Source organism: Pseudomonas sp. BF-R-24 (assembly GCF_019947335.1).
GTDB classification, from domain to species: Bacteria; Pseudomonadota; Gammaproteobacteria; order Pseudomonadales; family Pseudomonadaceae; genus Aquipseudomonas; species Aquipseudomonas jessenii.
Genome location: NZ_JAGYGG010000033.1, coordinates 49,399 through 63,113, shown reverse-complemented (window position 1 = coordinate 63,113; position 13,715 = coordinate 49,399). Strand labels below are relative to the sequence as shown.

The window sequence follows — 13,715 nt, the reverse complement described above, 5'->3', positions numbered from 1 at the left end:
GGCGTTGTGTCAGTCGACAACATTGCTGGCAATGCCGACGCCTTCGCGAGCAAGCCCGCTCCCACAAGGGATCACCGAATCCACCATTGACTGCGTCAATAGTCACCATCAATTCAATGAAGTTCTCTTAAAAAATCCCCGGCGTAACATCTGCTCCATACCAACCCATAAGCACCCCGGAGCACACGATCATGAAACGCCAAACCCTTCTCGGCATCGCTTTCTCGGTTTTCGCAGTTAACGCTTTCGCCGCTACCTCTGCTCAACCTGTGGTCGCCGAAGGCGGCTCGGATCGTCTGATTGAAAGCCGTGTGGCCGAGGGTGGTTCCGATCGCCTGATCGAAAACCGCGTCGCTGCGGATGGCTCCGACAAGCTGATGCAGAACCGCGTCGCCGAAGGTGGCTCGGACAAACTGCTGCAGAACCGTGTTGCCGAAGGCGGTTCCGACAAGCTCCTGCAGAACCGCGTTGCCGAAGGTGGCTCTGACAAACTGCTGCAGAATCGCGTTGCCGAAGGTGGCTCGGATCGTCTGATCAAGAATCGCACTGCCTGAACAAGTTGCTCTACCACTGCCCCACAAAAAAACCGGCCTGATCAGCCGGTTTTTTTTGTGTTGTTCAGCCTGACGGTACCTTGAGATCCCCAGGCCAGGCTCTCGACAGTCTCACTGCTGCTGGCCCGTTGAGCATCCAGCAGCACATCCAGTGTCGTGAGGAACAGGTCATGGCTCATGATGCCGGTGCACACCGTTGATAGAATCTGATTCCCCGCCTCGTCTTTTAGAGTGACCTTCTCACTCCACGCATTTAAATCGACAGAAGAAAGGGTCGATACCGGGACTTTCCGCCCGTCAACTTCCAGAAACTCGGGTGTCACAAGAATCGTTTGTGTGACGACATTCAGGAAATCCCCTGCGATTCGCTTGCGCCAGACTTGCCCGGTCGGCACATACTTGAAAGTCACAGCGGCGCCAGACTCAAGCTTGTTCATCACAACCGGCAGACGCTCGCGGACGTGTAACTCACGCACCAGTTGCTGGAAATTCTGAAAGCCTTTCAGCGACTCGATAACCCGATGAAATGGCTCACTTTCATTACGCCGATACGCCAGGTTGGTGATCAGGCCAGTGAATGCCGTTTGCCCCGAACTGAACAGGTAAAGATCTTCAATTTCAGCAAACGCCGTAAATTGTTGCTGCTTTCCAGTGACAGCAACAATACCGTGCTCGTAAACCTCATAATGGGTCCCGCGCAACTTCCTCTGCCACGAATAAAGCCCGAACAGGACCACCGAAATGACGACCAGCAGGCCACTGACGGAGTAGATCAGCAACTGCGGGCTGGAACCACGACTGGTGTTCGCCCCGGAACTGCCCGCTGGCAGTATGGTACCCAGGTACAGCACAAATCCCGCCAGGCACAACAAGACGACTGCGAACAACAGCATGAAGACTAGAAAGCCTTTGCCGTGGCGGAAGGTAGTGATCAGTTGACCTGTCACTGTTGGAGCGGGTGTGGGTGATTGCTGCATGAGAGGGTTACTTCCCTAGTAGTTGGTTTTATAAAACGCCGTAATCCAGACGACTATGTCTCATTGAGAGGCGTTGCCTGCGAATACACTGTCGACTCCATTGCAATCCTTCAGATACAGGTTGTACGGTTCAGGCCATTGCTCACAGAGTCAAAGGACTGTCCAAATTATTTAGCATCTCGCTGGATGGAATGATTCATTTTCCACATCATTTGTCATTGCTCATCATGCTTATAGCCACCGTTTCTTGCTGTGTTCATCGCTTCACGCCCTTTACCGACAAAACGGTTCAAATCACTGAGCAGACACTGCATTTGAGAACAGGCGTTTAGGCCCTGCCCCTCTTGTCCCAACCTTCGATCATTTGGGCGGTTTAACTCAGTCTGTCTACAATTGGTTTGGCAGTTACCTGCCAGACTTGGATTTTTTATAACTAAAAATCATCCCATGGTGCATACCGATAATCATCATCTATCTTTTTAAAGGTAAGACCATGGATTTTTTTATTAACACACTCCTTAAAGAAGCGATCTGAGCAAACAACCTCATGAATCTCTTCAAAATAGAACAAGTCAGATTCGATATTTTCCGAGACGACAAGTTTATCAATACGCTCATAATTTTGACGTTTAAAATCGTCTGACTTCACATTACTATCCAGCATGAAAGAAGAATTATCCAAATCCATAGCTCTCAGCCTTTCGACAACAGCGAAGAAAAAATATGATTTATCTTGCTCAATCACCCCTTGAGTAAAAAGTTCAACTGGTCTGCTAACGTACTTGCATTCGAAAGCATCGCAGACGTCCAAAAAATCTTTGGACGCCAAAAAATGATCCGGCAACCAATCTGCCGTTAATTGCGAAACATCAGCCATAGCTCGATAGCAGGAACTTAAAGAACCTTGCACCGGGTTTTCGGAGGGATAGTGAAAGGTTGGCAAATCGGGAACCCAACTCAAATCAAAGAAATATGGCGCACCCTCACCATCCGGCTCATAACTAATGATATATATATCGTTCATTTTTCCACCTTTAAAGCAACCGACCGGTTATGGCGTCAAGTTTAAATAGCCCACCTTCTAGACCCTGAGCAGCCCACGCTTGGACATTCTTCACGCCAAGCGCCAGATCTATATCAGTTAAACTATTTAGGTTGTTGTTAAGTTTTACCAACTTGTTTTTTACAGCTTCAGTGTATTGGCCGTGATTCGACCAGTGCCCTGGCATGCCAGTAGTTTTTGCTAGATCTTTTGAGCCAGGCAGGAAAATCCCATTGGACGCCCCATCCGGATCCCAACCAATTTTCTTCAACCTACCAAACATATTTTTGAACTGAGTGCTTTTTATCAGTTCTTCGGGTATCAAATGGTGATTCGCCATTCCATCGCCGGGGCTTGCTCCCATGTTGTTACCTAACTTCGTAGAACACCAACCTAATGGATCAACCCAGTTATTAGGGCTTGGTGCATACGAGTAAAAATTCATGCCTCCTGATAAAGAAATCGGATCCTGCGTAACAAACCGTCCCACCTCCGGATCGTAATACCGAAACGTGTTGTAGTGCAGCCCCGTCTCGTCATCGAAATACTGCCCCTGAAACCGCAGGTTCTGCTCGACGTCATTGACCGCCAGCTTTTCCACCGCCCCCCACGCCTTGTACGTCGCCTGCCAAACAATCCGCCCCTCTCGGTCTGTCATCTCCAGCGGCGTACCAATCTGATCGGTATGGAAGTAGTAAAGCTGCTGCTCTTCACCTTCCGCCTGATCGACCCGCGCCAGCGGCGCATAACTCCCCGGCTCATAGAGGTACAGACGGCTCTGCCCCGGACGCTCTTCGCGCAGCATGCGCAGACCTTGCCAGAGGAAACGCTTCTGCTCGGTCTGACCATTGACCTGCGAAACCTTGGCAACCCGCCGGCCCAGGCTGTCGTACCGATACGCACCGGTACTTTCCAGCTTGCCATTGACCAGCGTCTCGGCCCGGACCAACCGATTCTCACAGTCATAACGAAACGTCTGCAGCGTGCCCATGCCGCTGCGTTTTTCAATCAGGTTGCCCCACGCATCGTAGGCATATTCCTGATCCCGCCAGCGCTTGAGGCGGTTGTCCTTGACGTGGTCAAACTGGCTGGTGTTGAAGTTCAGCCGGTTCGCCGCGGCGTCGTAGCGGAATTCTTCGCTGTCGAGCAACTGGCCGGTGTCGCGGCTGTGCAACTGGCCGTTGGCTTCGTATTGGTACTTGATCTCGCCGCGCAGTTTGTCGAGGGTGCGGGTCAGTTCGCCGGCCGGGTCGTACTGGTGGCGGCGGTGGATCGGGTTGTAGGCGTGCTCCACCAGCAGGTCGGGCTGGATGCCGGGGTTGTGCAGGCGCGAGAGTTTTTCCGCCGGCAGGCGCGAGGCGAACTGCCAGCTCTTGCGGCCCAGGGCGTCGTAGCCGAAGCAGCTGGTGAGCGTGCCCTGGGTGCGCAGGACTTCGCGGTGCAGGTCGTCGCGCTCGATGTCGCTGATCAGCTGGCCGTCGAGGTTGAGCTGGTGCAGGTGGCCGCTGCCGTAGTACAGGTGATTGAGGTGTTGGCCGGTGGGCAACGTCAGGGTGGTGAGGTTGCTCAGTGGATCGTAGTCGTAGGACAAGGCGCCTTGCGCCGTGGTCTCCTGGATCAGGCGACCGAACTGGTCGTAGACACATTCTAATTGGGTCGCCGGGAGCTTGGCTCAAATAGAAAAACGATATCGTTGGCGAGAGACAAAAACACGGTAGCTGAAAGGACACTTCAGCCACCGGATACCTCATTATTAAAGATTCTGATGAATGTGATTCTAATAGTTACATGCAAGCAGTTCCAAACCGCCTCCTAACCTTAGAATCGAATAAGCCACGAAAAACTAATAAACACCCCCTTCAACCTAATTCAAAAAAACTTTCCAAGAAGTCGTTAAAATTTGTCCATTGGGGTTTGAGCCCCCCCTGCTTAAATTCGGATAATGAACCGCCAAGAGAAAGCTCGACAACTTCACCAGTGAGCTTATTATAAAAAAAACCACTCTCACCCTCAAAACTATCAAGTGGAAGATATTCAATAGGAACCCCTAGCGTTTCATGAGTTCGTTTCAGCGCCAGATCAAAGTTGGTATTTTTTGAAAACCAGCAAATTTGATATATCTCTTTGCCACGATTCATAAAAGTCGGCCCATCCTCAACGTGAAGATAGAACTGACTGAAATCGCTTGACGTATCAACGCCAATTTTTTTTAATTCTATTTCATAATCAGCGCTGACGTCATCATACCACCAACCTTGTTGCTTACAATAATCTATCAATTTTTTCGAAATCATATGCTAACCCGCAACTCATAGCCCAGTTAGAACGTCCAGAGTTTCGATTATTAATTCGCACCATCTAATAAATCTTTCAACCCCCACTGAACAAATCTCTCGGGCGGTGCGCAGCACGCACACCGCCTGACCTTTGCCATCGGTGTGCGTCAACGCTAGGTCTAGGACGTTATAAGTGAGCGGTTTGGCATTACCTTCCGCACCGTTCTAAATTGCCTCGGAATAATGCTAAATTTTCAAATACCAAAATTAGCCGAACAACAACGACTAAAAAACCTTGAATGCATCATTCTCATAGTAAAACTTAAACGCCTCAAAATAATCCTCTACCGTCGCGGCCGCCATCAACTGTTGATTTGCATTGGAAATCACATCCTCAATCATGGGAGTATCCAATGTTTCTTTCCAGCCATCGCTCGCCACTTGTGGCGGTAAATAGTCGGCTGACCCAGGAGGAAAATCTCGGCTATCTAATGAAAATGCCCCCCTCGTATCTAACGTCCATGGCGCATTTGGCAAATAAAACCATGAATCTGGTATTACATGTATACCTTCCAACACTTCCCTAATACTATATGTTTTCACATTCACCTCAACACGCTGAATTTTGCAGTTTTTTAAAACTACTGTAATCTACGTGATTACTCCAGTGTCCCGGGAGATTGAGTGTTTTTGCCAATTCTTTTGTTCGTGGCCGCTCGATACCGTTTGAGGGGCCACCAGGCATAAACCCTGTCGATTTTGCCTTATCAAACATTTGGGGCTATTTCTTCATTATTTCTTTAGGAATGATATGACGTGGAGTGACGGATTTTTCGCACAAAGCCAGAATCATCAAAAAAGTAAAAAACAAAAAAACTTTAAATCTCCTCTATAAAAGCCGGCGCACCACCCACACACTTAACAATCAAATCATAGAACTCAACAAAACTCCCAGAGACAAAAAACAAGTTCCCAGAATCGTTCTGCTCCGGGATGTCAAAATCATTCTTTAAATCAGACTCATGAAGATGAGTTCTATCCCAATAATAAACTCCTTTTTCGCCACGTTTACCAACCATTACGTAAGGATTTCCTCCTCCATCCTCGCCAATAGCGACAGCCTCGTCGAGAAAATCAAGCTCCTCAATAAATTCCTTGTTAAAACAAATTACATCATTACAATCTTCCTCTGGCAAAAGTCCAAAAAAACGATCAAAACTAATAACCCCTTCATCAACAGCACTTAATGGGATCTGCGCGTAATCAGGCGCTGTCAAGTAAAACCCATTCATTTTGCATAAAAAATCTCTATACCCAACTGGGAGCGCCCTATTAATTTCCACTTCAATATAATCAACATCTGCAGACTTCAATCCTGACTTATACACTACTGGCATACTACACCTTACCTTAGCAAGTGGATTTCATATTTTTCACTCCACCGGAGTGAGTGAACCTGTTGTGAATTTTTTTAGGAACTTCCTGCATCGTTTTCATATTTTCATGATGATGCCAAGTATTCTTCGTGTAATCTGCACTTCCTTTAGGAGCAAGCGCATCAGCCTTTCCGAAATCCCCACCCGGATTTTTTCCGTGATTTCCTTTCAAGTCCGGAACATCAATCTGTTGACGTTCGAACGGTGTAAAGTCTGGATGTCCATTCGGGTACCTGACACTGTTGCCCTCCCAATCACTGTATACCCACGTCCGCCCTTCAATTTCTGAATGTACCGAACCGCCTTTCTCCAGCCATTTTGATATATCTGGTGAATGAGACGGTTTTGCGCTCCAACCCCAAGGATCGATCCAAGCGATTGGATTCGCAGCGTATTGGTAAAGGTTGAAGCCACCCAACAACCCAATCGGATCCTGCGTTACAAACCGCCCCACCTCCGGATCGTAATACCGAAACGTGTTGTAGTGCAGCCCCGTCTCGTCGTCGAAATACTGCCCCTGAAACCGCAGGTTCTGCTCGACCTCATTGACCGCCAGCTTTTCCACCGCCCCCCACGCCTTGTACGTCGCCTGCCAGACAATGCTTCCGTCCGCGTCGGTCATCTCCAGCGGCGTACCAATCTGATCGGTATGGAAGTAGTAAAGCTTTTGCTCTTCACCTTCCGCCTGATCGACCCGCGCCAAGGGCGCATAACTCCCCGGCTCATAGAGGTACAGACGGCTCTGCCCCGGACGCTCTTCGCGCAGCATGCGCAGGCCTTGCCAGAGGAAACGCTTCTGCTCGGTCTGACCGTTGACCTGCGAAACCTTTGCCACCCGCCGGCCCAGGCTGTCGTACCGATACGCACCGGTACTTTCCAGCTTGCCGTTGACCAAGGTCTCAGCCCGCACCAGGCGATTTTCACAGTCATACCCAAACGTCTGCAGCGTGCCCATGCCGCTGCGCTTTTCAATCAGATTGCCCCACGCATCGTAGGCATATTCCTGGTCGCGCCAGCGCTTGAGGCGGTTGTCCTTGACGTGATCAAACTGGCTGGTGTTGAAGTTCAGCCGGTTCGCCGCGGCGTCGTAGCGGAATTCTTCGCTGTCGAGCAACTGGCCGGTGTCGCGGCTGTGCAACTGGCCGTTGGCTTCGTATTGGTACTTGATCTCGCCGCGCAGTTTGTCGAGGGTGCGGGTCAGTTCGCCGGCCGGGTCGTACTGGTGACGGCGGTGGATCGGGTTGTAGGCGTGCTCGACCAGCAGGTCGGGCTGGATGCCGGGGTTGTGCAGGCGTGAGAGTTTTTCCGCCGGCAGGCGCGAGGCGAACTGCCAGCTCTTGCGGCCCATGGCGTCGTAGCCGAAGCAGCTGGTGAGCGTGCCCTGGGTGCGCAGGACTTCGCGGTGCAGATCGTCGCGCTCGATGTCGCTGATCAGTAGGCCGTCGAGGTTGAGTTGGTGCAGGTGGCCGCTGCCGTAGTACAGGTGATTGAGGTGTTGGCCGGTGGGCAACGTCAGGGTGGTGAGGTTGCTCAGTGGATCGTAGTCGTAGGACAAGGCGCCTTGCGCCGTGGTCTCCTGGATCAGACGGCCAAGCAGATCGTAGGAGAATTCGAGCTTTTCTTCGCTGACGCCGATTTGCTTGCCCTGCGCGGTTGGCAGGCGCTGGATCGATAGCAAGCGATCGCCATCGTCATATACATAATCCTGCCGCGCGTCGGCATTGAGCTTGGCCAGCAACCGGCCAATGCGATCGCGCTCGAATTCGGTGCGGCGCTGTGGCCGCTCGCCGCGTTCGCCGTAGCCGGTTTCGTCGACCTGGGTCAGATGCCCGCCGAGGTTGTAGCTGAAGCGCCGGGTCAGGTTGTCGATGCGTTTTTCTTCGATCAACCGGTCGGACGCATCGTAGGCGAACTGGTACGCCGCGTTGTTTTCGTTGATCAGTGCGGTCAGGCGAATCGCCGGGTCGTATTCGTAGCGGATGCGCTGGCCCTTGGCGTCCTGACGACTGCTCGGCAGGCCCCGGGCGGTACGCAGCAGCCGGGTGGTCTGGCCTATGCCATTGGTGTGCGTCAGCACCTGGCCGAGGGCGTTGTAGGTGAACAACTCGGCACTGCCGTCCGGATGACGGATGCGCAGCACTTCGCCGTCGGGCTTGCGTTGCAGTTCGGTGGTCTGGCCCAGCGCGTCGGTGACGGCGACCAGGTGCTGACGCTCGTCGAAGCGGTACGTGGTGTTCTTACCCGAGCAATCCTGGAAGCGTTCGACCTGGGCCAGGGTGTTCCACCACAGGTATTTGGACTTGCGGGTCGCATCGATGATGGTGTGTGGCAGGCCGTCATCGCCGTTGAGGTATTCGGTGGTATGACCGAGGGCATCGACTTCGGCTATGAGGTTGCCCTTGTCGTCGTAGCGGGCTTGCCAGGTGCTGCCGTCAGGGTAGTCCACCTGGGTGACCAGCGGGGTCAGATGGTGATAGCGGTATTTGATCGTGCGCCCGAGCGGGTCGGTCTCTTCGAGCAGGCGTGAGTACTCGTCGTATTTGAGTTGGAGCTTGTTGCCGTCGGGCAGCGTCAGGCCGGTCATGTTGCCGGTGTCATCGATGTCGATGACGTAGTGCTCGCCACCGAAGTCGCGGCTGGCGGTGACGCGATGATCGGCGTTGTAGTGAATCTCGGCTTCGCGCCCGAGCACGTCGGTGATTCGCGTGACGCGGGCCTTGGTGTCGTAGCGGAACTGGAAACGCTCGCCATCGCTGGTCCAGTGCTCAACTACCCGCTGTTGGCCGTCGAGGTGTTCCCAGCGGTAGTTGCAGGTCAGGCCCAGGGCGTTGCTGTGGCTGGCCATTACGCCATCGATGTAGCTGAAACGGCGCAGTGAATCGCCGTTGCGGTTGATCACTTCAGCGAGCCGGCCGTTGTCGTCGTAACGGTACTGCACCAGGGTTTCAACGGCCTCGTTGTCGACCACGCGCCGGACGTCGGTCAGGCGGCCCAGCGGGTTGTCGTAATGCAGGTGCACCCGCACGCCACCGGTGGCGCTGATGTCAGTGAGCGTGCCCTCGGCGGTGCGGGTGAAATGCAGGAAATGGCCCAGGGCGTTTTCGATGCGGTGCAGCGGTACCGGGACATTGTCGTCCGCTACTTCGCCGAAGTAGAAAAAGCTGTTGTCGAGGGTTTGCAGCAGGTAGTGGCCGCCTTCGGTGCAGACCAGGTACACCTGTTCATGGGGGTTGTAGATGCGCTCCCCCGGTTGCACATCCACGAACGGAACGCTGCGCCCCTGACTGTCGGTGAGGTAAACGAAGCTGCCACTGCGACGCAGGCTTTGCTCCCAGGGCAAGACCCAGCCCTTGCCGAGCACGCTGTCGACGCTCAGGTCGCTGGCATAGAAGCGCGACCATTGGATCGGCATCAGGCCCGGCAGGCTGAAGTCGGTTTCGTCGGGAATGACCTTGCGGCCGGTGGTGGCGTCGACGGGGTTGCCGATCAAGCCTCCCACCGCACGCTCGATGGCCGGCCCGACGACGTAACGCGAGGCCACCTCACCGGCGACGAACCCGGCGGTGAATTTCAGGGCGCAGGGCATGACGGCTTTCATGCCGGCCTGGGTCCCGGCCTTGATCAGTTGGGCGATACCGCCCGCTGCGCCGGCGACTGCCATGAGGATGTCGACCGTGGTCCGCAGCCAGCCGGGGATCTCGTCGTCCACTGGCAGATAGCGGTGAGTTCCGCCACCGATGAAGACGTTGTCCGAACCGCTGGAGAGGGTCGCGCCGCAAGTCATCTTGTCGCCCTTGCGGGCGGCGGCCGTGCCATTGATGAAGACGTTGGTCGAGCCTTCGGCGACCTTTACCGGGCCGGGATGCTTGTCGCAGGCGCCCGTGCTTTGTTCGACATGGGCCGCCTTGCGGCTGTTGATGAAGACGTTGGGCGACGCGGTGACGATGGTCCCCGCGGGTGAAGAAAACATACTGCCTATCTTCTCCCCGGCCGCGGTGAGCAGGCTACCTCCGACGCCTGCGACCAAACCCGCCAACAAAGCCACGCCAAACCCACAAGTGAACGTTGCGATCGCCACCGTGGCGACCAGCGCTATGCCGAGCGCCGCGCCGATGAGAAATCCGCCCAGGGCGCTGGTGTGCGACAGTTCATCGCCAAACCTTGCGGCTTCAAACATGGCCGTTACTCCTGCGCGCTGGAGTCGGTCTTGGGGCCGCCGGGCTGGCGAGGCTGAAAGCTCGCCAGCAGGTCAATCCAGTTCTGGTTCTGCTCGCTGCTGAAGTCAGCCTGGGCTGTGGTGGAAAAAATGATGGCGCGTCCGGGCTCGATCAGAAACGCTGCCTGGCGCTGATAGAAAGGTCGGCCATCGGTCATGTAATACGCATCGATCTGCACGCCTTCTATCGGCGCCGTGGTCGACAGCGCAACGGCCTTCTTGCCCAACAGTGTGTAGCCGCGCAGCCTGGACGCGAGCATCTTGATCTGACGCTCGACGTAGGCTTTTAGCACCTCGCCGGGCAGCAATGCGTCCCGGGAAATGGTGATGCTCAACGGCGCCGGAATACTCGCCCCCAGTACAAACATGTTTACCGTGCGGTCCTGGAAACCTTGCGGCAACGCGATGCTGCCTTCCTGCAACTCATAATCCATTCTGGGTAACTTCCTTGAATCAAAAAAATTAGGCGTTCAGCGGACGGCAAGACCGTCGAGCATGCCGTCAAAATCAACCAGCCAGAGACTGAGCGCGGGCCGGGCCGGATCAATCTCGCAAGCAATAGTCAGCCATTGCACATCGTCACGTCCGGCGACAGGCACCAGGGCACCGACCAAGCGAGCGTGGCGATCGGCACGACCGGACTTGAAATGCAGATCCACGGCTTTCGCCGCACTGCCGGCCACACTGACATCGCGCTGGCGGATGATGCGCACGTCTGGATGGTCCTTGCGAAACGCCTGCACCGATGCCTCGAAAAGTTGCTCCAGGGTCTGCCCCTGCTGCACATCACGACGCTTGATCGTCAGGCTGACCGACTCGCCTTCGTGCTCGAGGGTGGTCTGGACCTCGCGAAAATTGAACCCCGTCGGGAATGCCAGGTTGAAGCCACCGAAAGTGAAACTGCAGGGCGTGTCTTGCAGCGCCACCACAGGTTCGGGTTCTGGTTCCGGCTGGGGTTCAATGACCGGCGCGTTCTGTAGTTCAATGCGTGCAGCTTCTTCCTGCGCAATGCGTTTTTCGGAAATCCGATCGTAGAGGCTGGTTCTGATCATGACGCCACTACCTCAGTCATTGACCCTGACCTCGGAACCGGTGATCTGGGTCGTTCCGGTACTCGTAGTGGTGATCGCCTTGCCCTTGATCTCGATGCCGTCCGGCGTGAGAGTGATGCTGCTGTCCCCCACCTGAAGAATGATGTGCTGTTTGGCACTGACCTGAATGAACTGGTTGTCGACCAGAATCGTCAGCGAGCCTTCCTGGACATTCATCACCGTGTCTTTCTTGATGGTTTCGGTGTGCGTGCCACCGACGGTGATCGTGCGGTTGCTGCCGACACTGTGGGTCTCGTCGACCTCGATCTCGGTGTCCATGTTGCGCTCGGCATGCATGATGATCTGCTCGGCGCCGGACTTGTCTTCGAAGCGGAAGAAGTTCGCCGTGCCGCCGTCACCCTTCATCGACCGCGTCAGGAACCCGCTTTGCGTCTTGTTTGCCGGCAGCGACCATGGCGGGGTGTTCTGGCTGTTGTAGAGGCTGCCCATGATCAGTGGACGGTCTGGGTTGCCGTCGAGGAACACCACCACGACTTCATCACCCACACGGGGAATCTGGATGCTGCCGAAACCGCCGCTAGCCCCCGCCTGGGCGACGCGGACCCAGCAGGAGCTCTTGTCGTTGTGCTCGCCCTTGCGGTCCCAGTGAAACTGCACCTTCACGCGGCCGAGTTCGTCGGTGAAGATTTCCTCCCCCGGCGGGCCGACGATGATCGCGGTTTGCGGGCCGGAGATGGTGGGGCGCGGTGTGGTGAGTTGAGGACGGAAGACGATCTTTTTGCGCACGCAGGAGAAGGCGTTGTAGTAGCTCGCCTGATGTCCGCTGAGGTAGTTGTTGTGGCCTTCGCTTTCGACGCTCATCAGCAGGAACTGACGATCCTCGGCGGGGCCTTGATCGTGATCGTAATGCTGCAGCAGTTCGAAGGTGTATCCGGGTTTCATCGCGCGGCAGTTACTGGCGCCATGAAAGCTCTTGCCCTTGAGCTCAAGCGCTTCGACCCGCAGCCGCAGCAGCGCTTCGCCTTCGTCGTAGGTACCGTGGGTGTACTGGCCGGGGAAGTCGTAGATTTCGAATACGTCGACATCGCCCTGCTTGTTCAGGCTCTTCATGGCGACCGGCAAGCGATTGGACGGCTGACGATAATCGAAAGTCTGGACCGCGATTTTCCCGGACTGCAATTGGCGGTTGCCGCTCCATTGGGTAATGGAGTCGGCGGTCTCGGTGACCGATGCCGTGTGGAAGCGGATTTGCGGCTGCTCAGGTAACGGCACCAGCGTGCTGGAGTCATCGCAGATGATCATGGTGTGGCCTTCGGCGGTGTGCTCGAAGTAATAGAACATCCCCTCTTCTTCCAGCAGACGCTGGACAAAATTGAAGTCCGATTCGCGGTACTGGGTGATGTAGGTGTAATGCTTGAGCGGCTTGCTCAGCCGGAATTCGTGGCGGGAAAACGAGGTGCACAACGCAAATACCTGGGTGACGACATCTTCCACCGTGCAGCCCTGGAAAATGCGAGTGTCGAAGCGGTTCTTCAGCATCGAGAACCAGGGGTTCAACGTCGCCGTATAACGCGCCATGCCGCCGTCGCTGCCGATGCTGGCAAACCGCGTGAGGTAGCCTGCCAGGTAACGAGGCGAGGCATCTGCCAGCTCGATTTCCAGAACCACGTGCTGGCCCATCATCGACTTCAACTCGACGCCGGAGTCCTGGCACACCAGCAGCAATTCGAAGTTGTACGCGCGCGACAGACCTTCAGTCCCCTTGAAGGACTCAAGCAACAATTGCTGTTCGGGGTTGGCGAGGTTCTTGAATTTGAACAGGCGCCGATTCTGCGGGGAAAGCATTGCGGCAAGGTCCATCAACATGTGTATCTCCTTGAAAACAGTGGAAAGCTACCGCCCTCTCTCAACCACTGCGCATAACGAATCAGATAAGAGGGTTAAAACGCTGTTTGCCACAACATTGATTAGTGTGAACACTTCGCCGCCCCATGTTTTCGGACTGCGGCATGAATCAATCTGCATGCTTTGTAAGAGACAACCTACAGAAGACTCTTCATTTTCATCGAATTAGCTTAAACGTCGAGCGAAACTGATTACACGAAATGTCACGTCAGGAACTGCGCCCCCAAGACAGTATGATAGTGCCATCACTCGGCAAA

General features: G+C 54.7%; 10 protein-coding genes and 1 pseudogene. 1 reads left to right on the top strand and 10 read right to left on the bottom strand.

Annotated elements, in window-relative coordinates:
• Positions 1 to 191 precede the first annotated feature (191 nt).
• Positions 192 to 554, top strand: a complete 363-nt coding sequence (locus KGA98_RS22320) for a hypothetical protein (protein ID WP_223503860.1) — start codon at positions 192 to 194, stop codon at positions 552 to 554.
• Positions 555 to 595: 41 nt separating this feature from the next.
• On the opposite strand, the gene KGA98_RS22315 is transcribed toward KGA98_RS22320, so the two are convergent.
• The 10 genes and pseudogenes from KGA98_RS22315 to tssI form a co-directional block, all read right to left on the bottom strand.
• Positions 596 to 1,531, bottom strand: a complete 936-nt coding sequence (locus KGA98_RS22315) for a hypothetical protein (protein WP_223503858.1) — start codon at positions 1,529 to 1,531, stop codon at positions 596 to 598.
• A gap of 433 nt (positions 1,532 to 1,964) precedes the next feature.
• Complete coding sequence (locus KGA98_RS22310; protein ID WP_223503856.1) at positions 1,965 to 2,555, bottom strand: imm11 family protein; 591 nt, start codon at positions 2,553 to 2,555, stop codon at positions 1,965 to 1,967.
• 157 nt (positions 2,556 to 2,712) lie between these two features.
• Positions 2,713 to 4,227 (bottom strand): annotated as a pseudogene (locus tag KGA98_RS22305) (RHS repeat-associated core domain-containing protein); the annotation flags it as partial.
• Between the two features lie 205 nt (positions 4,228 to 4,432).
• Positions 4,433 to 4,867 carry a hypothetical protein gene (locus KGA98_RS22300; protein ID WP_223503854.1) on the bottom strand — a complete coding sequence of 145 codons (435 nt, stop codon included), beginning with the start codon at positions 4,865 to 4,867 and terminating at the stop codon, positions 4,433 to 4,435.
• Positions 4,868 to 5,134: 267 nt separating this feature from the next.
• Positions 5,135 to 5,452, bottom strand: coding sequence for a hypothetical protein (locus KGA98_RS22295; RefSeq protein ID WP_223503852.1), 318 nt, complete (start codon positions 5,450 to 5,452; stop codon positions 5,135 to 5,137).
• A 275-nt stretch (positions 5,453 to 5,727) separates the two neighbouring features.
• The gene (locus KGA98_RS22290) at positions 5,728 to 6,246 is read right to left on the bottom strand and encodes an SMI1/KNR4 family protein (protein WP_223503850.1); all 519 of its coding nucleotides are present in this window, start codon (positions 6,244 to 6,246) and stop codon (positions 5,728 to 5,730) included.
• A 13-nt stretch (positions 6,247 to 6,259) separates the two neighbouring features.
• Entirely contained in the window at positions 6,260 to 10,462 is a 4,203-nt protein-coding gene (locus KGA98_RS22285) for an RHS repeat-associated core domain-containing protein (protein WP_223503848.1), read from the bottom strand.
• A gap of 5 nt (positions 10,463 to 10,467) precedes the next feature.
• Positions 10,468 to 10,935, bottom strand: a complete 468-nt coding sequence (locus KGA98_RS22280) for a DcrB-related protein (RefSeq protein WP_223503846.1) — start codon at positions 10,933 to 10,935, stop codon at positions 10,468 to 10,470.
• A gap of 36 nt (positions 10,936 to 10,971) precedes the next feature.
• The gene (locus KGA98_RS22275; RefSeq protein ID WP_223503844.1) at positions 10,972 to 11,553 is read right to left on the bottom strand and encodes a DcrB-related protein; all 582 of its coding nucleotides are present in this window, start codon (positions 11,551 to 11,553) and stop codon (positions 10,972 to 10,974) included.
• Between the two features lie 12 nt (positions 11,554 to 11,565).
• Entirely contained in the window at positions 11,566 to 13,419 is a 1,854-nt protein-coding gene (tssI, locus tag KGA98_RS22270) for a type VI secretion system tip protein TssI/VgrG (protein ID WP_223503841.1), read from the bottom strand.
• Between the last annotated feature and the right edge of the window lie 296 nt (positions 13,420 to 13,715).

Excerpts from the sequence above, each read along its gene's own strand:
- KGA98_RS22310 (WP_223503856.1), bottom strand. The coding sequence starts at position 2,555 with ATGAACGATATATATATCATTAGTTATGAGCCGGATGGTGAGGGTGCG.
- KGA98_RS22275 (WP_223503844.1), bottom strand. The coding sequence starts at position 11,553 with ATGATCAGAACCAGCCTCTACGATCGGATTTCCGAAAAACGCATTGCG.
- KGA98_RS22320 (WP_223503860.1), top strand. The coding sequence starts at position 192 with ATGAAACGCCAAACCCTTCTCGGCATCGCTTTCTCGGTTTTCGCAGTT.
- KGA98_RS22285 (WP_223503848.1), bottom strand. The coding sequence starts at position 10,462 with ATGTTTGAAGCCGCAAGGTTTGGCGATGAACTGTCGCACACCAGCGCC.
- KGA98_RS22315 (WP_223503858.1), bottom strand. The coding sequence starts at position 1,531 with ATGCAGCAATCACCCACACCCGCTCCAACAGTGACAGGTCAACTGATC.
- KGA98_RS22300 (WP_223503854.1), bottom strand. The coding sequence starts at position 4,867 with ATGATTTCGAAAAAATTGATAGATTATTGTAAGCAACAAGGTTGGTGG.
- KGA98_RS22290 (WP_223503850.1), bottom strand. The coding sequence starts at position 6,246 with ATGCCAGTAGTGTATAAGTCAGGATTGAAGTCTGCAGATGTTGATTAT.
- tssI (WP_223503841.1), bottom strand. The coding sequence starts at position 13,419 with ATGTTGATGGACCTTGCCGCAATGCTTTCCCCGCAGAATCGGCGCCTG.
- KGA98_RS22280 (WP_223503846.1), bottom strand. The coding sequence starts at position 10,935 with ATGGATTATGAGTTGCAGGAAGGCAGCATCGCGTTGCCGCAAGGTTTC.